Source organism: Brevibacterium sp. Z349TD_9 (assembly GCF_056173565.1).
On the sequence record NZ_CM149680.1, the window covers coordinates 688,450 to 705,913 of the forward strand.

General features: G+C 69.0%; 15 protein-coding genes. 9 read left to right on the forward strand and 6 right to left on the reverse strand.

Annotation, left to right across the window (positions count from 1 at the left end; genetic code table 11):
* Nucleotides 1-6 precede the first annotated feature (6 nt).
* A complete protein-coding gene (locus AC0VYB_RS02960) occupies nucleotides 7-1,947 on the reverse strand; it encodes an FAD-binding monooxygenase (protein WP_131248413.1) in 1,941 nt (646 codons plus the stop codon).
* A 204-nt stretch (nucleotides 1,948-2,151) separates the two neighbouring features.
* On the opposite strand from AC0VYB_RS02960, the gene AC0VYB_RS02965 reads away from it, so the two are divergent.
* The 6 genes from AC0VYB_RS02965 to AC0VYB_RS02990 are packed head-to-tail and all read left to right on the forward strand — an operon-like array spanning nucleotide 2,152 to nucleotide 8,557.
* Nucleotides 2,152-3,645: a fumarylacetoacetate hydrolase family protein gene (locus AC0VYB_RS02965; protein ID WP_193338398.1), complete on the forward strand. Its 1,494-nt coding sequence runs from the start codon at nucleotides 2,152-2,154 to the stop codon at nucleotides 3,643-3,645.
* Nucleotides 3,642-4,331, forward strand: a complete 690-nt coding sequence (locus AC0VYB_RS02970; protein WP_040341697.1) for a GntR family transcriptional regulator — start codon at nucleotides 3,642-3,644, stop codon at nucleotides 4,329-4,331. Before AC0VYB_RS02965 ends, AC0VYB_RS02970 begins: the two co-directional genes overlap by 4 nt.
* Nucleotides 4,328-5,833: a 5-carboxymethyl-2-hydroxymuconate semialdehyde dehydrogenase gene (gene hpaE, locus AC0VYB_RS02975; RefSeq protein WP_193338397.1), complete on the forward strand. Its 1,506-nt coding sequence runs from the start codon at nucleotides 4,328-4,330 to the stop codon at nucleotides 5,831-5,833. Before AC0VYB_RS02970 ends, hpaE begins: the two co-directional genes overlap by 4 nt.
* 13 nt (nucleotides 5,834-5,846) lie before the next feature.
* A complete protein-coding gene (gene hpaD, locus AC0VYB_RS02980) occupies nucleotides 5,847-6,959 on the forward strand; it encodes a 3,4-dihydroxyphenylacetate 2,3-dioxygenase (RefSeq protein WP_009377961.1) in 1,113 nt (370 codons plus the stop codon).
* A gap of 36 nt (nucleotides 6,960-6,995) precedes the next feature.
* Nucleotides 6,996-7,781, forward strand: coding sequence for a fumarylacetoacetate hydrolase family protein (locus tag AC0VYB_RS02985; protein WP_009377963.1), 786 nt, complete (start codon nucleotides 6,996-6,998; stop codon nucleotides 7,779-7,781).
* Entirely contained in the window at nucleotides 7,766-8,557 is a 792-nt protein-coding gene (locus AC0VYB_RS02990) for an HpcH/HpaI aldolase family protein (RefSeq protein WP_308443553.1), read from the forward strand. The genes AC0VYB_RS02985 and AC0VYB_RS02990 overlap by 16 nt, the downstream gene beginning before the upstream one ends.
* A 7-nt stretch (nucleotides 8,558-8,564) precedes the next feature.
* Here the strand turns inward: AC0VYB_RS02990 and AC0VYB_RS02995 are convergent, their stop codons facing one another.
* Nucleotides 8,565-9,026, reverse strand: coding sequence for a DUF6194 family protein (locus AC0VYB_RS02995; protein WP_227007105.1), 462 nt, complete (start codon nucleotides 9,024-9,026; stop codon nucleotides 8,565-8,567).
* A 48-nt stretch (nucleotides 9,027-9,074) separates the two neighbouring features.
* Here AC0VYB_RS02995 and AC0VYB_RS03000 point away from each other — a divergent pair, with 48 nt between their 5' ends.
* Nucleotides 9,075-9,752 (forward strand): MerR family transcriptional regulator, encoded by a 678-nt coding sequence (locus AC0VYB_RS03000; RefSeq protein WP_475385256.1) that lies wholly within the window; start codon nucleotides 9,075-9,077, stop codon nucleotides 9,750-9,752.
* Between the two features lie 16 nt (nucleotides 9,753-9,768).
* On the opposite strand, the gene AC0VYB_RS03005 is transcribed toward AC0VYB_RS03000, so the two are convergent.
* Nucleotides 9,769-11,676 carry an LPXTG cell wall anchor domain-containing protein gene (locus AC0VYB_RS03005; protein ID WP_475385031.1) on the reverse strand — a complete coding sequence of 636 codons (1,908 nt, stop codon included), beginning with the start codon at nucleotides 11,674-11,676 and terminating at the stop codon, nucleotides 9,769-9,771.
* A gap of 366 nt (nucleotides 11,677-12,042) precedes the next feature.
* On the opposite strand from AC0VYB_RS03005, the gene AC0VYB_RS03010 reads away from it, so the two are divergent.
* Together AC0VYB_RS03010 and AC0VYB_RS03015 are read left to right on the forward strand one after the other, a co-directional pair.
* Complete coding sequence (locus AC0VYB_RS03010) at nucleotides 12,043-13,563, forward strand: PrsW family intramembrane metalloprotease (protein WP_475385032.1); 1,521 nt, start codon at nucleotides 12,043-12,045, stop codon at nucleotides 13,561-13,563.
* Nucleotides 13,560-14,747 carry a MarP family serine protease gene (locus tag AC0VYB_RS03015; RefSeq protein WP_144588360.1) on the forward strand — a complete coding sequence of 396 codons (1,188 nt, stop codon included), beginning with the start codon at nucleotides 13,560-13,562 and terminating at the stop codon, nucleotides 14,745-14,747. The genes AC0VYB_RS03010 and AC0VYB_RS03015 overlap by 4 nt, the downstream gene beginning before the upstream one ends.
* Before the next feature lie 9 nt (nucleotides 14,748-14,756).
* Here AC0VYB_RS03015 and AC0VYB_RS03020 read toward each other — a convergent pair whose 3' ends face one another.
* The 3 genes from AC0VYB_RS03020 to upp all read right to left on the reverse strand — a co-directional run bounded on the left by AC0VYB_RS03020 (nucleotide 14,757) and on the right by upp (nucleotide 17,437).
* On the reverse strand, nucleotides 14,757-15,698 hold the full coding sequence (locus AC0VYB_RS03020) for an endonuclease/exonuclease/phosphatase family protein (RefSeq protein WP_009377976.1): 942 nt from the start codon (nucleotides 15,696-15,698) through the stop codon (nucleotides 14,757-14,759).
* Nucleotides 15,699-15,757: 59 nt separating this feature from the next.
* Nucleotides 15,758-16,561, reverse strand: coding sequence for a winged helix-turn-helix transcriptional regulator (locus tag AC0VYB_RS03025; RefSeq protein ID WP_009377977.1), 804 nt, complete (start codon nucleotides 16,559-16,561; stop codon nucleotides 15,758-15,760).
* A 237-nt stretch (nucleotides 16,562-16,798) separates the two neighbouring features.
* On the reverse strand, nucleotides 16,799-17,437 hold the full coding sequence (upp, locus tag AC0VYB_RS03030) for a uracil phosphoribosyltransferase (protein ID WP_009377978.1): 639 nt from the start codon (nucleotides 17,435-17,437) through the stop codon (nucleotides 16,799-16,801).
* Between the last annotated feature and the right edge of the window lie 27 nt (nucleotides 17,438-17,464).

Genomic DNA, 17,464 nt, shown 5'->3' on the forward strand with positions numbered 1-17,464 from the left:
CGCGCCTCACTCCTCGGGGAGGAAGACCCCGGCGAAGAACTTCCCGATCTCCTCGCGCGCATCGAGCGGGAAGACACCGGAGACGTACTGGTCGGGGCGGACGATGACGACGGCGCCGTCCCGGCTGATGCCACGGGTCTCGAAGATGTCGTCGTCGGGCAGGGCGGCGTAGATCTTCTCGAGGTACTCGAGACCGAACTTCCCGATGTAGGGGCGGAAGACCTGCGGCACGTCGGTGAAGTCGAACTCCGTGTGCGGCTGCTGGTAGATGACGTTGAGTTCGACGAGGGCGTTGATGTCCTCGCCCGTGCGGCGGTACGCAACGAGCGGCGACGCCGGATCGGATTCGAACCACTCCGCCAGTGCGGGCACACCCGTCACCGCCGCCTCGTCGACGCCGACCGCGGCTTCCACGGCCGGTGCAGGTGCCGCCCGATCGGCGAAGACGTAGACCCGCCAGCGTCCGTCGGCCTTGGCCTCATGCCCGAGGTGAAGGGGGTAGGCGTCGCAGACGCGGTTGACCATGGCCGACTTGAACCGCTTGCCCACGGGGAATCCGGTCGCGAGCTCCTGGTTCTCCGTCGTCGCCGTGATCATCGACTCCGTGTACTCGGTCATGAAGCCGGCGGGGAACTCCGCGGTCTTGACGTAGAACTCCTCGAGGTACGCCTTGTCCGGCAGCTCGTCCTGCGGGGTGGCCATGAGCGTCGACCACTCCTTGTCGAAGTCGATGAGGTTCTTCGCCGTCACCTGCCGCTCGGCCGAGTACGTCCGCAGCAGCTCCTCCGAGGAGCGGCCCGAAGCGACCTGCCCGAGCTTCCACGCGATGTTGAACCCGTCCTGCATCGAGACGTTCATGCCCTGTCCGGCCTTCGCCGAGTGCGTGTGGCAGGCGTCGCCGGTGATGAAGACGCGCGGGCAGGGGGAGCCGGGGGTGGTGTCGTCGGTGTCGTCGAAGGCGTCGGTGAGCCGGTGGCCGACCTCGTAGACGCTGTGCCACGCGACGTTCTTCACGTCGAGCGAGTACGGGGTGAGGATCGCATTGGCCTTCGCGATGATCTCCTCGATGCTCGTCTGGCGCACCTTCCTGGCATCGTCGGCAGGCACCTCGCCGAGGTCGACGTACATGCGGAAGAGGTGACCGCCCTCACGGGGGATGAGGAGGATGTTGCCGTGCTTCGACGAGATCGCGCACTTCGTCCGGATGTCGGGGAAGTCGGTGTTCGCGAGCACGTCCATGACGCCCCACGCATGGTTGGCCTGGTCGCCGGACATCGTCCGCCCGATCGCCGAGCGCACGCCCGAGCGGGCGCCGTCGCTGCCGATGACGAAGCCCGCGCGGATCGTCCGCTGCTGACCGGCGCGTTCGCCCGCGGTGTAGCGCACGATGACGGAGACCGGGTGCTTCGGGTCGGCCGCCGTCGCCGGGTCCTCGACGGTGAGGTCGACGAACTCGATGCCGTAGTCGGGTTCGATCCGTGCCGGGGACTGCCGGGCGAACTGGGCGAAGTAGTCGAGGACGCGGGCCTGGTTGACGATGAGGTGGGGGAATTCGCTCACCCCGGTCTCGTCGTCCTTGGGTCGGCCGGTGCGGATGATGTGCTCGGGATTGTCCGGGTCGGGGTTCCAGAACGCCATCTCGGTGATGTGGTAGCCCTCGCGCATGATCTCCTCGGCGAACCCGAAGGCCTGGAACGTCTCGACCGATCGGGCCTGGATGCCGTCGGCCTGACCGATGACGAGCCGGCCGTCGCGCTTCTCGATGATGCGGGTGTTGACGTCGGGATACTGCGCGAGCTGCGCGGCGGCGACCATGCCGGCGGGACCGCTGCCGACGATGAGCACGTCGACGACGTCGGGCAGGGACTCAGGTCGATCGATGCCGTAGCCCGCTGCGTCCTCGATCCGCGGGTCCGCGGACACGTACCCGTCCTGGTGGAAGTGCATTTCAGCCTCCGGTTCCTCACACGCCTTTGTGCGCCGTGGTGATCGTCTGTGATCCGGCGCGCACCTTGTGATCCAGATCGTATCAGTTCATATACGATCACGCCGAGGCGGGGGTGCGTTCCGACAAAATTCGGTCGAACCCTTGTCGACCGCTTCTGCATCGTATACGATCCAAGAAGTCAAGGACGAGAGAACGAGGTTTCGATGACGAACGCAGCAGTCCCCACCCGGCCCGGCAAGATCATCGCCGTCCACGTGGCCTACGAGTCCCGTGCCGCCCAGCGCGGCCGCCGACCCGCCGCTCCCTCGTACTTCCTCAAGGCGACGAGCTCGCTCGCGGACAGCGGTGAGACGATCTCCCGTCCCGCCGGCACCGAACTGCTCGCCTTCGAAGGCGAGGTCGCCGTCGTCATCGGCACCCCTGCCCACCGCATCCCCGCCGAGGCCGCATGGGACCACGTCTCAGGCGTCACCGCGGCCAACGACTTCGGCCTCTATGACCTCAAGGCCCCCGACAAGGGCTCGAACGTGAGGTCGAAGAGCCGTGACGGCTACACCCCCCTCGGCCCCGAACTCATCCCCGCCGCCGAGGTGGACCCCGAGGCCCTGCGCATCCGCACCTGGGTCAACGGCTCCCTCGTCCAAGACGACGGCACCGGTCCCGAGCAGCTGATCTTCCCGCTCATCCGGATCATCGCCGACCTCAGCCAGCACTTCACCCTCGAACCCGGTGACGTCATCCTCACCGGCACCCCGTCGGGCTCGAGCGTCGTCGTCCCCGGCGACGTCGTCGAGGTCGAGGTGAGCACCGCCTCGGCGAGGACGGGGCAGGAGCTGAGCTCCGGTCGCCTGCGCACCGAGGTCGTCGAGGGCCCCGGCGACTTCGACGCCGACCTCGGCAGCACTCCTGCCGTCACCGACGACCTGCGCATCGACGCGTGGGGCTCGGCGGAGGCCGCCGGCCTGCCGGCCGAGGGCGGCACGGACAGTGCCGCCCTCGGCGCAGCCCTCCCCGCAGAGCTGCGGGCGAAGCTCGCCGAGGCCCCGACGGCGGGACTCTCGGCCCAGCTGCGGGCCCGCGGGCTCAACAACGTCGTCATCGAGGGCGTCGCCCCGCTGACCCCGGGCAGCCGGATCGTCGGCGTCGCGAAGACCCTGCGCTTCGTGCCCAACCGTGAGGACCTCTTCACATCCCACGGCGGCGGCTACAACGCGCAGAAGCGCGCCTTCGACAGCCTGGGGGAGGGCGAGGTCATCGTCATCGAGGCCCGCGGTGAGTCCGGATCGGGCACCCTCGGCGACGTCCTCGCGCTGCGGGCCAAGGCTCTCGGCGCCGCCGGGGTCGTCACCGACGGAGGAGTCCGCGACTCCGCCGAGGTGGCCGGCATCCTCCCGGTGTTCGCGACCTCCCGCAACCCTGCGGTGCTCGGCCGCAAGCACGTCCCGTGGGAGTCCGATGTGGCCGTGGCCTGCGGGAACGCGACCGTCCTTCCCGGCGATGTCATCGTCGGCGACGACGACGGCGTCATCGTCATCCCCCGGAACCTCGCCGAGGAGGTCGTCGACGCCGCCCTGGCCAAAGAGGTCGAGGACGGCTGGGTCGCCGAGCAGGTCGCCGCCGGCAACCCGATCGAAGAGCTCTTCCCGCCCAAGGGCGAATGGAAGGCGAAGTTCGAGGAATGGAAGTCCGCGCGATGAGTGCGCAGCCGGTGTCGCCGAGCCAGCCTCTGAGCAAGGCCGAGCACGCGTACCAGTGGATCCGTGAGCGCATCGGCGATCACACCTTTGACGCCGGTGACAAGCTTGTGCTCTCCCAGATCGCCGTTGAGCTCGACACCTCGGTCGTCCCCGTCAGGGAGGCGATCCGCCGGCTCGAGGCCGACGGACTCGTCACCTTCGAACGCAACGTCGGGGCCCGGGTGGCGATGGTCGACCACGGATCCTACGTCCAGTCGATGGAGGCCGTCGCCGTGCTCGAAGGCGCGGCGACCGCACAGGCCCTGACCCACATCACCGCGGCCGACCTCGCCGCGGCGGAGGACCTCAACGAGCAGATGCGGGCACTGCTCACCGACTTCGACGCCGTCGAATTCACCCGCCTCAACCACGAGTTCCACGCCGCGCTCTTCGCCCGCTGCCCCAACGACCGGTTGCGCACGCTCGTCGGCCTCGAATGGGATCGGCTCGCGCACCTGCGGAACTCGACGTTCGCGTTCGTGCCCGGACGGGCACGCGACTCCGTCGACGAGCACTCCCGGATCATCGCACTCATCCGGGCGGCCGCCTCGGCGGACGAGGTCGAACGGGTCGTCCGCGCCCACCGCACCGCCACACTGCACAGCTACCAGGAAGCCACCACCGCACCAGAGAGGGACAAGTCATGACCGATTCCACCACTGCACCTGCGAACCTGCCGGAGAAGATCCGCCACTACATCGGCGGGGAGTTCGTCGACTCCCTCGACGGCGACGAGTTCGACGTCATCAACCCGGTGACCAACGAGCCCTACATCAAGGCCGCCTCCGGCAAGAAGGCCGACATCGACCGGGCCGTGGCGGCAGCGAAGAAGGCCTTCGAGGAGGGGCCGTGGCCGACGATGCTCCCGCGTGAGCGCGCTCGGGTGCTCAACAGGATCGCCGACATCGTCGAGAGCCGCGAGCACGAGCTCGCCGAGATGGAGTCGTACGATTCCGGTCTGCCGATCACCCAGGCCAAGGGCCAGGCGCGTCGGGCGGCGGAGAACTTCCGCTTCTTCGCCGACCTCATCGTCGCCCAGGTCGACGACGCCTACAAGGTTCCCGGCCGGCAGGCCAACTACGTCAACCGCAAGCCGATCGGCGTCGCCGGCCTCATCACCCCGTGGAACACCCCGTTCATGCTCGAGTCGTGGAAGCTCGCCCCGGCGATCGCGACCGGCAACACCGTCGTGCTCAAGCCCGCCGAGTTCACCCCGCTCTCGGCGTCGCTGTGGCCGGGCATCTTCGAAGAGGCGGGCCTGCCCACCGGCGTGTTCAACATGGTCAACGGCTTCGGGGAGGAGGGCTTCGCCGGGGACTCTCTCGTCAAGCACCCCGACGTCCCGCTCATCTCCTTCACCGGTGAGTCGAAGACGGGACAGACGATCTTCGCCAACGCCGCACCCTGGCTCAAGGGCCTCTCGATGGAGCTCGGCGGCAAGTCCCCGGCCGTCGTCTTCGCCGATGCCGACCTCGACGCAGCGATCAACGCGACGATCTTCGGTGTCTTCTCCCTCAACGGGGAGCGCTGCACCGCCGGTTCGCGCATCCTCGTCGAGGAGTCGATCTATGACGAGTTCGTCGAGCGCTACGCCGCGCAGGCCAAGCGCGTCAAGGTCGGCCTGCCCTCGGACCCCGCCACCGAGGTCGCAGCCCTCGTCCACCCCGAGCACTACGAGAAGGTCATGTCGTACGTCGAGATCGGCAAGGGCGAGGCGCGCCTCGTCGCCGGCGGCGGCCGACCCGAGGGATTCGAGACCGGCAACTTCGTCGAACCCACCGTCTTCGCCGACGTCATGCCCGACGCCCGGATCTTCCAGGAGGAGATCTTCGGACCCGTCGTCGCGATCACCCCCTTCTCCACCGACGAGGAGGCGCTCGCGCTGGCCAATGACACGAAGTACGGGCTCGCCGCCTACATCTGGACTTCAGATCTCAAGCGGGCGCACAACTTCTCGCAGGCCGTCGAGTCCGGAATGGTGTGGCTGAACTCGAACAACGTCCGAGACCTGCGCACCCCGTTCGGCGGCGTCAAGGCCTCGGGTCTCGGCCACGAGGGCGGATACCGCTCGATCGACTTCTACACGGACCAGCAGGCCGTGCACATCAACCTCGGCGAGGTCCACAACCCCGTCTTCGGGAAGCAGTGAGAGGAACACCATCATGACCGAATCGATCACCACCCCCACCGTCGCCGCGCCCGATGTCGTGCGCTGCGCGTACATGGAACTCGTCGTCACCGACCTGCAGAAGTCCCGGGACTTCTACGTCGACGTCCTCGACCTCCAGGTCACGTGGGAGGACGAGAACACCGTCTACCTCCGGTCGATGGAGGAGTTCATCCACCACAACCTCGTCCTCCGGAAGGGCCCGGAGGCCGCCGTGGCCGCGTTCTCGTTCCGGGTCCGCACCCCCGAGGACGTCGATGCCGCCGAGGCGTTCTACCGTGAGCTCGGATGTCCCGTTGAGCGGCGGTCCGAGGGCTTCGTCCGCGGCATCGGCGACTCCGTGCGCGTGCAAGATCCGCTCGGCTTCCCGTACGAGTTCTTCTACGACGTCGACCACGTCGAGCGCCTCGCCTGGCGCTACGACCTCTACTCGCCCGGTGCGCTCGTCCGCCTCGACCACTTCAACCAGGTCACCCCGGACGTCCCGAAGGCCGTGGGCTACATGGAGGACCTCGGCTTCCGCGTCACCGAGGACATCCAGGACGACGAGGGCACCGTCTACGCAGCGTGGATGCGGCGCAAGCCCACCGTCCACGACACCGCGATGACCGGCGGCGACGGGCCGCGCATGCACCACGTCGCGTTCGCCACGCATGAGAAGCACAACATCTTGGCGATCTGCGACAAGCTCGGAGCGCTGCGCCTCTCCGACATGATCGAGCGCGGACCCGGCCGCCACGGCGTCTCCAACGCCTTCTACCTCTACCTGCGCGACCCCGACGGCCACCGCATCGAGATCTACACGCAGGACTACTACACCGGCGACCCGGACAATCCGCGGGTGACTTGGGACGTCCACGACAACCAGCGCCGCGACTGGTGGGGCAACCCGGTTGTGCCCTCGTGGTACACCGATGCCTCGACCGTCCTCGACCTCGAGGGCAACCCGGTGCCGCTGACGAAGCGCACCGACGACTCCGAGATGGAGGTGACCATCGGCGCTGACGGATTCTCCTACACCCGCCGCGAGGATGCCGAGAGCGACACCGCCGCCCACTCGGGCGCCGATGACGGCGAAGAGGAATTCAAGCTCGGCCACCAGCTCTGAGCCGACCGCGGGGAAGAGCCCAGAAGGAGGATCACCATGCTCGATGAGACGGTCATCGCCGGCATCGCCGACGATCTCGCCGCCGCCGAGAGGTCACGGGAGAAGATCGGGCTGCTCACCGCCGCCCACCCGGACATGACGGTCGAGGACTCGTACGCGGTGCAGGCGGAATGGCGGCGCCGCGGCGAGGCCGAGGGACGGCGCGTCGTCGGTCACAAGATCGGGCTGACGTCGAAGCCGATGCAGCAGGCAACCGGCATCACCGAACCCGACTACGGGACGATCTTCTCAGACCAGGTCTATGAGACCGGGGCGGTCATCGACCACTCGCAGTACTCGGGGGTGCGCGTCGAGGTCGAGCTCGCCTTCGTCCTCGGCGAGGACCTCGCGGGTCCCGGCGTCGGTCTCGTCGACGTGCTCAGGGCCACCGAGTACGTCGTGCCCGCCCTCGAGATCCTCTCCTCCCGGATCGAGATGGAGGGACGGACGATCGTCGATACGATCTCCGACAATGCAGCCCTGGGCGCGATGGTGCTCGGCGGTCGTCCCGTGACCGTCGACTCAGTCGACCTCCGCTGGGTCGCAGCCCTGCTCTACCGCAACGAGACGATCGAGGACTCCGGCGTCGCCGCCGCTGTCCTCGACCATCCCGGGCGGGGCATCGCGTGGTTGGCGAACAAGCTCGCCGACCACGGGGAGACCCTGCGGGCGGGCGAGACCGTGCTCGCCGGCTCGTTCACCCGCCCGATGTGGGTGCATCCGGGCGACACCGTCCACGCCGACTACGGAGACCTGGGAGTCATCACATGTCGTTTCGCCTAGACCTGCCCCCGACCTTCGCCGACCGCCTCGCCGAGCTCGAGGACGGCGGTCATCTCGCGGGGATGTGGGTGAGCTCCGGCTCGCCGGTGTCCGCGGAGATCGCCGCCGGATCCGGTCTCGACTGGGTGCTCCTCGACGCCGAGCACTCGCCGTTGGGTCTGGAGACGACGACCCGTCTCCTCCAGGCCATGAACGGCTACCCGGCGACCCCCGTGGTCCGGGTGCCCGCGTGCGACCGCGTGCTCATCAAGCAGCACCTCGACCTCGGTGCGCAGAACATCCTCGTGCCCATGGTCGACACCGCAGCCGACGCCGAGGAGGCGGCCCGGTCCGTGCGCTACCCGCCGCACGGGGTGCGCGGGGTCGGCTCCGCCCTCGCCCGGGCATCGAGGTGGAACACCGTGCCCGACTACCTGGGGAGGTCCGACGAGCTTGTCTCCCTCACCGTCCAGATCGAGTCGGTGACGGCGGTGGAGAACGCCGAGGCGATCGCCTCCGTCGAGGGCATCGACGCGGTCTTCGTCGGTCCCTCCGATCTCGCCGCCTCGATGGGACTGCTCGGTCAGCAGACGCACGAGCGGGTGACCGCGGCGGTGCTCGAGACCTTCGACGCCGTCCGTGCCGCCGGCAAACCCGTCGGCGTCAACGCCTTCGACCCCGTCCAGGCGAGGAGGTACCTCGACGCCGGTGCCTCCTTCGTCCTCGTCGGCGCCGACGTCGGACTCCTTGCCAACGGCTCCCGGGCGTGGGCGAAGGAGTGGGCCTCGGGAGTCTGAGGTCGAGTCAGCGCCGATGCCACCGGCGTGCGGCATCGGCGTGCGCAGCGGCGAGGAGGTCGAGCGCGAGCCCCATCGTGTTCGGTCCCGGTGCGACGATCGCGACCCACCCCTGCGTGCGGTAGAGAGGATGGGGGAGGAGCGTGTCCGCGGCGGCGAAGTCCCAGCCCGTCTCGGCGCCCGGCGCGGTGGGCTCCTCGCCGAGGAGGTCGGCGAAGCGATGCCGCCCGACATGGATGTTCACCCGCCACCGCCCTGTCTCGCTCAGTCGTGACAGGGTGTCGTCGGGGTAGTCCTTCGTGATGATCGTCGCGTAGGGCTGGACCCGCTGCGGGACCTCGCCGTCGGGGGCGAAGTAGAGGAAGTGATCGCCCCACGCGACCTCGGGATACTCACTGCCCGGAGTCGGAGCGAGCTCGAGGACCCCGTCGAAGCGGCGGACGGCGTCTAGGATGTCGTTCATGCTCATGCTTCAAGTGTGCACTTCAAGTGCTTATGTCGGATCGCGCTCGTGGGCATGACGACGGCCGAGGCGGCACGGGCGGCCGACTGCTCGGTGCAGCAGGTGCGCAGGCTCGAGACCCTCGGAGCGATACCGGCCGCCGAGCGCCAACCCAACGGCTACCGTGTCTTCACCGACGACCATGTCCGCGCACTCGTCGCCTACCGGAGGCTCGCCTCGGCGATCGGTCCCGTGGCCGCCCTCGATACCTTCATCTCGCGGCCGAAGCGCTCGCCTGCCGACACGGCAGCGGTCCTCGGCGGATTCGCCGCCGGTCTCGACGCGGAGCGGACCCGGGCGGTCGCGGTGCGGGAGATGCTGGTCGGCCTCGATGCGGAGACCGACGACGGCGCCGAGTCGATGACGATGAGTCAGCTCACGCACGCCCTCGGCGTCCCGGCCTCGACCCTGCGGTTCTGGGAGGACGAGGGCCTCGTCTCGCCAGACCGGGTCGCGCTCGGCGGCACGAGCGCCCGGGTCTACCGGACCGCTGCGATCCGGGATGCGAGGATCACCGCGGAGCTGCGGGCGGCCGGCTACCGGATCCCGGCGGTGCGCGAGTTCCTCGACGCGCTGCGCGCCCACGGTGAGGTCGGGGAGACCCGCGCCGCCCTCGACTCCCGCATCGAGGCTCTATCCCGACGGCTGCTCGACTTCTTCCGCGCGGCGGCGGCGATCATCGAGAGCCCATGACCCGTGGTCGCCGGGCTCACTCATCACGGGTCCGGCGTCCGGTGACGAAGAGGATCGCGGCGCCGAGGCCGATGAGGACGATGCCGACCCCGATGAGCATCGTGTGCCCCTGGACTCCCGTCCGCGGCAGTTCGTCCGGGGCGCGCGGAGCCTCGGGCTCCTCGGCGACGGGTTCGACCGGCGGGGAAGTGCTCGGTTGCTCGGGTGCCGGCGGCGGACTTGGCTGCTCCGGTGCGGGCGGGGTCGACGGCTGCTCGGGTGACGGCGGGGTCGACGGCTGTTCGGGTGACGGAGGCGCCGGAGGCGTGCTCGGCTTCTCGGCCGGCGGACGGCTGACGGTCTCCGACGGGATGCCCCAGTCGCTCGTCCACCCCTCATGGACGTCGTCGGCGTGGATCGTCGTCACGAACGTCACCCACCCGACGGGCATGTCGATCGGCTCCGTGCTCACCGTGGCCGTGCCCTCCTGGTCGGCGACGACGGTGATGTCCTGGGAGGCGAGCTCCGTGCCCGACGCTTCCGTCGACTGCTGGGGTTCGGAGTCGGTGCGGTACGCGGTGACGGTGAGCTTCGCCTCGGCGCCGGGACGCAGGCCGGTGACGGCGACTTCGTCGGTGACCTGGGATCCCTCGATCTCGGCGCGGGTGTCAGCCGTCGGCGTCCATGGGACGAATCCTGTCTCCTTCGGCTGGCCGTGGATGCCCTTCCACTCCGACGTCTTCTCGTCGGCGGCGATCGTCTCCGTGAAGTAGACCCAGCCGCGCACATCCTCAGGGATCCGGATGCCCGCCGAGGTGTGTGTGCCGTTGCCGATGTCCTTCGAGGTCACGGTGCCGATGACTTCGGCATCGTCATTGCGGGTGCCGATCGCGGGCTTCGACGAGGTGGTCCACAGCTCGTGGACGACATCGACCCTGTGATCGCCGATGAGACCGGAGACCGTGAACGCATCAGTGACGGTGTCTCCCGGCTGCGGGCGCTCCTCGGAGATCTCCGTGGTCACGCGCGGCTGTGAGTCGACGTCGAGTGAGGCCTCGTCGGTGACGGTCACGGGTTCGTCGGCGGTGATGACGCGTTGGACGCGGGTGCCGGAGGTCGGTTCGTAGAGGCGCACGGTCTCCGGGGCCACGGTCGCCGTGGCGGTGACGCTCACTGTCCCCGGCTCGGTGGCCCTGAGCATCTCGGTGATCTCTGCCGTCCCGCTCGTCACTCTCGTCGGACCTTCGGCTCCCTTGATGGTGAGTTCGATGGGGACGTCGGGGACGAACGCTCCGGAGGCGCTGGTCAGGGAGACGGTGAGGGTGACCGCGCCCGAGGTCGGAGGGACGTCGGCCGTCGACGGCGCGGCATCCTCCTCGGTGCTGCCGTAGGGTTCGAGGACGGGCATGTCGAGGGAGCGTTCGAGGGAGACGGCGAGCGTGTACGGGCCGGCGAGCCTCTTCGCCTCCTCCGTGATCGCCGCATACTGCTGTGCGGCCCCGGCGAAGTCCGCGCCGAGTTCACCCGGCTCCTGCGGCGGCACCGCATGGTCGTGGTCGATCCGTTCGTCGAGTCGCGCCATCGTGCTCAGTGCCGCCTGGACGTCGGCGGAATCCGAGGTCCCGTACGTGTGCAGCGCCCACGCGGTCTGCGCCGAGGTGACCGTGCGCGGTTGCGCACCGTCGAAGTTCGCCGGCTGCGGGGACTGCCGTCCGGCGTCGATGCAGTAGGCGTACCTGTCCTCGAACGTGCGGTAGGCGCCGTACCAGGTCCTGCCCTCGGCGGCCTCATGCCAGAGGCCGGGACCGTAGAGTCCGGAGGCCGCTGAGAGCGGGACCTCACCGAGGTTCGACCTCCCCGCTGCCGGGGACGATCCCAAGGAGAGGAGGAGAGTGAGGACGACGAGGAGGACGGATGGACATGTGAGAGGTCTGTGAGTGCTCATGGCACGATTGCACGCCCGACGGGCCGCGGTGGCCAGAGGCGATTCTGCGCCTGTGGACAGCGGATCGAGCCTCCACAGGCGAACGAGCACGAGTGGCAGCGGCTGGGGAGACGAGTGGGGGACGGCACACCACCGGGGTCGGCGCGGGACGGACCGACCGCCTCGGCGAGGACGAGGGGATTCGGCAGGGCGACGAGACGCGAACGCGGGAAGGGGATCCACACCCGCTGGGACACGAGTGGGTGGGAGACGGATGGCCAGGCGGGTTGTTGCCGAACAGACACGAACCGCTCGGCCCGGTGTCAGCGATCAACCGTAGACTGGACGAGCAGTCAACGCCCTGCATCCGATCGAGAAGGACGGTGTATGTCGGAACATGCAGGCCCTCCGCACGGCCCGGGCCCGAATCACGGTGGTCAGCATCCTGGCCCCGTCGTCGATCCCCGCCGCAGCGATGACCGCTTCCGCCCGCGGCCGCAGAACCCCCAGCGCACCGCGGCCCCGCCGCCGATGCGGCGGCAGGCCCCCGGACCGGGTCCCGACCTCGGCCTGCGCATCCCGCCGCCGGGGCAGATGACCCGTCCCGGCCACCAGTCCCATCCCGGCCAGCCGATGCAGTCCCGCGTCTACGAGCAGCCGCGGTTCGCGCCGACGGTGACGCAGGAGATGCGGGTGCGCGCACAGATGCAGCCCCCGCAGCACCGGGTCGCCGAGACTCCGTGGACAGGGGCCGTGCGGCGCACGCCGGAACCGGCCGAGCCGGGATCGCCGGGCAACGTCGTCCGCCTCGTCCTCGCGATCCTCGCCGTCTGCGCCCTCGTCTTCGGTCTCCTCGTCATGGCGATCTGGGGCGGCTTCAGCTTCGGTGCGAGGATCTTCGGGCTCATCGGACTCTCGGCCATCCCCCTCATCGGGATTATCGCCTACGTGCTGTGGCTCGATCGGTGGAAGCCCCAACCGAAGCTCCTCCTCGGCCTCTGCCTCCTTTGGGGAGCGGTCGCCTCCGTCGTCCTCACCCTCTTCGTCTCCCTCGTCGGGGAGGTCGCCCTCTACTTCGCCGGCGTCGGCGCGGTGCCCGACGTGTTCAAGACCGTCGTCGAAGCCCCCGTCGTCGAGGAGACGACGAAGACCGCCCTCCTCGTCGTCATCGTCCTCCTCGCCCGGCGTCATTTCGAGGGGCCCCTCGACGGCCTCGTCTACGGCGCGCTCATCGGGGCGGGCTTCGCGTTCACGGAGAACGTCCTCTACCTCGGCGCCGCGTGGGAAGAGAGCACCTCCGGCCTGTGGGTGACCTTCGTGCTCCGCTGCCTCTGCTCACCCCTGCTCCACACGGCGTTCTCGTCCTGGGCCGGGGTGACGATCGGCTTCGCCGCCCGCAAATGGCCGTGGTGGGCGGTCATCCTCATGTGGTTGCCCGGACTCTTCGTCGGCATGTGCCTCCACGCGATCTGGAACGGGTCGATGACGGGTCTCCAGCTCATCAGCCCCATTGCGCAGATCATCGGCCTCATCGTCCTCAGCTTCATCCTCACCACCTGCTGGGTCGTCGCCGGCCTCATCCTCCGCCGCAGCGAGCGTTTGCACACCCGCAACATGCTCGGCGACTACGCGAACTCCGGGTGGCTCTCCCACGCCGAGGTCGACATGCTCGGAACGTGGAAGGGCCGCAAGCAGGGCAAACGCTGGGCGAAGACCTTCCCCGGGGGCAAGCAGGAGATGCGGACGATGATCCGCCTCGCCGGGCAGCTGGCGACGACACGGATGCGTCTGCTCGCCGGTCTCGGCGGACCCAAGGAGCGCACCATCGAGAACTACGAACTGCGTGAGTTCGCCGGAGCCCGTGACCGTCTGCTCTCAGCCTCCCGAGGTGAGGCGAGGCCGGCGTGATCGTCGACGTCATCATCGTCCTCCTCGGTATCGCTGCGCTCTTCCTCGGCTTCCGGCAGGGCTTCATCATCGGCCTGTGCACGGTCGTCGGCTTCGTCGTCGGCTGGATCGCCGGGCGGCTGACCTCCCCGCTGGTCGAGAACATCTCCGCGGGCACCCAGGCGATGGAGAACCCCGGGGTCATCGCCCTGCTCGCGGCGATGCCGCTCGTCCTCAGCGTGCTCTTCGCGTTCGCCGGCAACGGCATCGGCATCGCGATCCGGCGGGCCATGGACTCCGAGCTCGGGCAGGGCATCGACTCGATCGGCGGGACGGTGACCGCGGGCATCGTCTACGTCCTCGTCCTCTGGCTCGCCGCCGGATTCGTCCGTGCCTCCCCGCTCGTCGAACCCAACCGGTGGGTCGCCGACTCCGCGGTCATCGCCGCGATCGACCGGACGATCCCGTACTCCTCGCAGGTGGCGCTGGGCGACCTCGCCTCGACACTGCGCGCCACGGGCTTCCCACAGGTCTTCTCCGGCCAGACCGAGGAGATCCGCGGTGTCGGCGAACCCGACTCCGGTATGGTCGAGGTCGGCCGCAGCGTCGAGGAGTCCGTCGTCAAGGTGACGACGACGACCACCCGATGCGCCGCCGGATCCGAGGGCACCGGGTTCGTCTACAGCGACGGCCTCGTCGCCACCAACGCCCACGTCGTCGCCGGGTCGACGAGCCTCGCCGTCCAGGTCGGAGGGACGGGGCGTCCCTACTCCGCCGAGGTGGTCGAATTCGATCCCGAAGCCGATGTCGCCGTCCTCAGGGTCCCCGAACTCGATGCTCCCGCGCTCGAGTTCGGCTCACCGGCCGGTCCCGGTGACGACTCTGTCGTCGTCGGCTTTCCCGCCAACGGTCCGTACACGATCTCTCCGTCGCGAGTGCGCGAGAGGATCAACGCCCGCGGGCTCGACATCTACGACGAGTCCAGCGTCGTCCGCGAGGTCTACTCGGTGCGCGGAATCGTCCGGGAGGGCAATTCGGGCGGACCCCTCCTCGACTCCGACGGCAACGTCATCGGCATGGTCTTCGCCCGCTCCGCCACCGATGAGGAGACCGGCTATGCGCTCACCCGGGCCGAGATCCGCGACGAGCTGCAGGCGGGAGCGAGCAGCAGCACCCCGCAGCCGACGGGCCAGTGCACGAAGTGAGTGTGCTCGTCAGCTGAGGTCGAGTCCGGCGATGACGGCGCGGTGGTCGCTCGTGCCCCGTCCGAGCACGCGGTCCGAGGTCGCATCGAAACCGCGGTAGAGGATGTGGTCGAGACGGGTCACCGGGAACACCGACGGCCACGTGAAGCCGAAGCCGCCGTGGGCCTCGACCCGGGAGTCCTCGAGCGGGGGCACGAGTTCGGAGAAGTTGCGGTCCGTCGTCGCGGTGTTGAAGTCGCCGGCGACGATGACCCGCTCGGCCTCGTCGGCGGAGACGATTGTCGCGAGGCGGCGCAGGGCGGCATTGCGCATCGCCTCATGCCCGGGCCGGACCGAGGGCATGTGCACGGCGTAGAAGCGGACATCGCCGTGGTCGGTCGACACCGTCGTTGCGAAGGCCCGCTCCCACGGCAGACCGAGGTCGACCGCCTCGGGGGCGGACATCGGCCACTTCGACCACACCCCGACAGTGCCGACGACCTGTGAGTTCTCGAACGCCGAGTCGAGCTCCTTGCGGATGATCTGGCCTGAGAGCGACTCGAGTTCCTGGATCGTGAGGATGTCGGGCTCTGCGTCGATGAGGTTCTTCGCCGTGGCGGTGGGCTGCGGCAGGCGGGCTCCGACGTTCTGGGTGGCGACCGTGAGGTCGGCCGTGCCCGCGTCCTTGCCCGGCAGGAGTGCTGTGCCGAACATCGTCAGCCACACGATGGAGGGTACGAGCACGCCGATGACCGAGAGCACGGAGAAACGGAAGAGCGCCATGAGGGCGACGAGGCCGACGATGACGCCCGTCCACGGCAGGATGCTCTCGACGAGCAGGGCGATGCCTGCTCGGGAGGGGAGGAGGTGGTGGAGGAGAAGGAACGCGGCATAGAGGATGCCGAAGACGAGTGCGGTGACTCCCTTCGCGGACCTCCGCGCGGAACGGGTTCGGGGATATGCCTGATTCATCGATCAACGAGCATAACCGCGAAGTCTGACCCCCTCCTGGGTGGGTGGTGCGACCCGGATCACCGGTGCGCGGTCGCCGACCACACGGTGACGTCGGGGTGCGTGTCGTACCGGTAGCCGGCACCCCTCATCGTGCGGATGACCGAGGAGTGCTCGCCGAGGCGGCGCCGGAGCCGGCGGATGTGGACGTCGACGGTGCGCTCGTCCGGTTCCTCCGAGCCCGACCACACGGCGGCGATGAGGGCGTCGCGCGGCAGGGTCTCATCCGGGTGCGAGACGAGGGTGGCGAGCAGGTCGAACTCCTTCGTCGTGACGTCGACGAGGTCGCCGTCGATGCGCACCTCCCGGCGGGGGATGTCGATGCGCAGACGCTCGGCCGCCTTCTCTCCGAAGGCTTCGCCCGGGTGGGCGCCGTAGCCGCCAGCAGCGGCGTCGTCGCGCAGCGCAGGCGGGTGGATGCGGTTGGGAATGCGGGAGCGCACGGGTCCGTGGGTGCCTGCGGGGGTGCCGCTGGCGGCCGGCGAGCCGTTGGCGACGGCGCGGACGGCATCGATGTCGCTGCCGCGGCCCTCCGGGGCCAGGGCGATGACGGCCTGCGTCTCGGCCTGCGAGGCGAGCTCCTTCGCGTACGCCTGGAGTTCACCGGCGATCGCGGAGAGGTTCGTGCCGTCGGCGGCGGCCTTCGATTCGTCGAGGCCGATGTAGACGATGATCCCGCGGGCGGCCTTCGGGGAGGGGACGACACCGCTGGGTCCGTACGTGTGCGGAGGGTTCTGCGGATCGACGGCGCTCAACCTGGCTCCTGCCCTCCGGACGGCGACGGCACTGCGGGGGTGGACGTAGTTCGGCTCTGGATTCGGCATGGCTGTCCTCTGAGTGAGTCGTGGGGGTCCGCTGCGTGGCTGACGTACACTCGTTCGCGGTCGGACAGCGGAAGGACGATCACCGACGACGAACGCAGGGCATACACATGGCTGCCGCGCACATTCGTGGCTGATACGTCACAGAGGTCATGTCTTCATTATTCGTCACAGTCTGACGCGCCTGCAAAGGATTCGCCGTTTTTGAGACGAGTGTGACGAACTATGACGCCGAGGCTCTCAGTCGACGATGCCGTACATCCGGTCCCCGGCGTCGCCGAGCCCGGGGACGATGTACCCCTGCTCGTTGAGGCGTTCGTCGAGGGCCGCGGTGTAGATCTCGACGTGCGCCGACTCCCCGTACGACTGTTCGATGCGCTTGACGCCCTCGGGGGCGGAGACGAGGCAGACGGCAGTGACGTCGCGGGCACCGCGGGCCAGGAGGAAGTCGATGGCCATGGCCAGGGTGCCGCCGGTGGCGAGCATCGGATCGACGACGAAGATCTGACGACCGCTGAGGTCATCGGGCAGCCGGTCGGCGTAGGCGGTGGGTTCGAACGTCGTCTCGTCGCGGACCATGCCGAGGAATCCCACCTCGGCGGTGGGGAGGATGCGCAGCATCCCGTCGAGCATGCCGAGGCCCGCGCGGAGGATGGGGACGACGACGGGACGGGGTTCGGCCAGGCGGGTGCCGGTGAACGTCGAGACCGGGGTGGACACCTCGCGGTCCTCGACGGCGACCGAGCGCGTGGCCTCGTAGGCGAGAAGCATGACGAGCTCCTCGGTGAGCTGCCGGAACCGCGCGGAATCGGTGCTCTCGTCACGGAGGACGCTGAGCTTGTGGGCGATGAGCGGGTGATCGGCTACGTGTAGGCGCATACAGGAAATGGTACGTCGAAACACAGG

Coding starts and splice junctions, on each gene's coding strand:
- AC0VYB_RS02960 (WP_131248413.1), bottom strand. CDS start 1,947: ATGCACTTCCACCAGGACGGGTACGTGTCCGCGGACCCGCGGATCGAG.
- AC0VYB_RS02965 (WP_193338398.1), top strand. CDS start 2,152: ATGACGAACGCAGCAGTCCCCACCCGGCCCGGCAAGATCATCGCCGTC.
- AC0VYB_RS02970 (WP_040341697.1), top strand. CDS start 3,642: ATGAGTGCGCAGCCGGTGTCGCCGAGCCAGCCTCTGAGCAAGGCCGAG.
- hpaE (WP_193338397.1), top strand. CDS start 4,328: ATGACCGATTCCACCACTGCACCTGCGAACCTGCCGGAGAAGATCCGC.
- hpaD (WP_009377961.1), top strand. CDS start 5,847: ATGACCGAATCGATCACCACCCCCACCGTCGCCGCGCCCGATGTCGTG.
- AC0VYB_RS02985 (WP_009377963.1), top strand. CDS start 6,996: ATGCTCGATGAGACGGTCATCGCCGGCATCGCCGACGATCTCGCCGCC.
- AC0VYB_RS02990 (WP_308443553.1), top strand. CDS start 7,766: ATGTCGTTTCGCCTAGACCTGCCCCCGACCTTCGCCGACCGCCTCGCC.
- AC0VYB_RS02995 (WP_227007105.1), bottom strand. CDS start 9,026: ATGAGCATGAACGACATCCTAGACGCCGTCCGCCGCTTCGACGGGGTC.
- AC0VYB_RS03000 (WP_475385256.1), top strand. CDS start 9,075: ATGACGACGGCCGAGGCGGCACGGGCGGCCGACTGCTCGGTGCAGCAG.
- AC0VYB_RS03005 (WP_475385031.1), bottom strand. CDS start 11,676: ATGAGCACTCACAGACCTCTCACATGTCCATCCGTCCTCCTCGTCGTC.
- AC0VYB_RS03010 (WP_475385032.1), top strand. CDS start 12,043: ATGTCGGAACATGCAGGCCCTCCGCACGGCCCGGGCCCGAATCACGGT.
- AC0VYB_RS03020 (WP_009377976.1), bottom strand. CDS start 15,698: ATGAATCAGGCATATCCCCGAACCCGTTCCGCGCGGAGGTCCGCGAAG.
- AC0VYB_RS03025 (WP_009377977.1), bottom strand. CDS start 16,561: ATGCCGAATCCAGAGCCGAACTACGTCCACCCCCGCAGTGCCGTCGCC.
- upp (WP_009377978.1), bottom strand. CDS start 17,437: ATGCGCCTACACGTAGCCGATCACCCGCTCATCGCCCACAAGCTCAGC.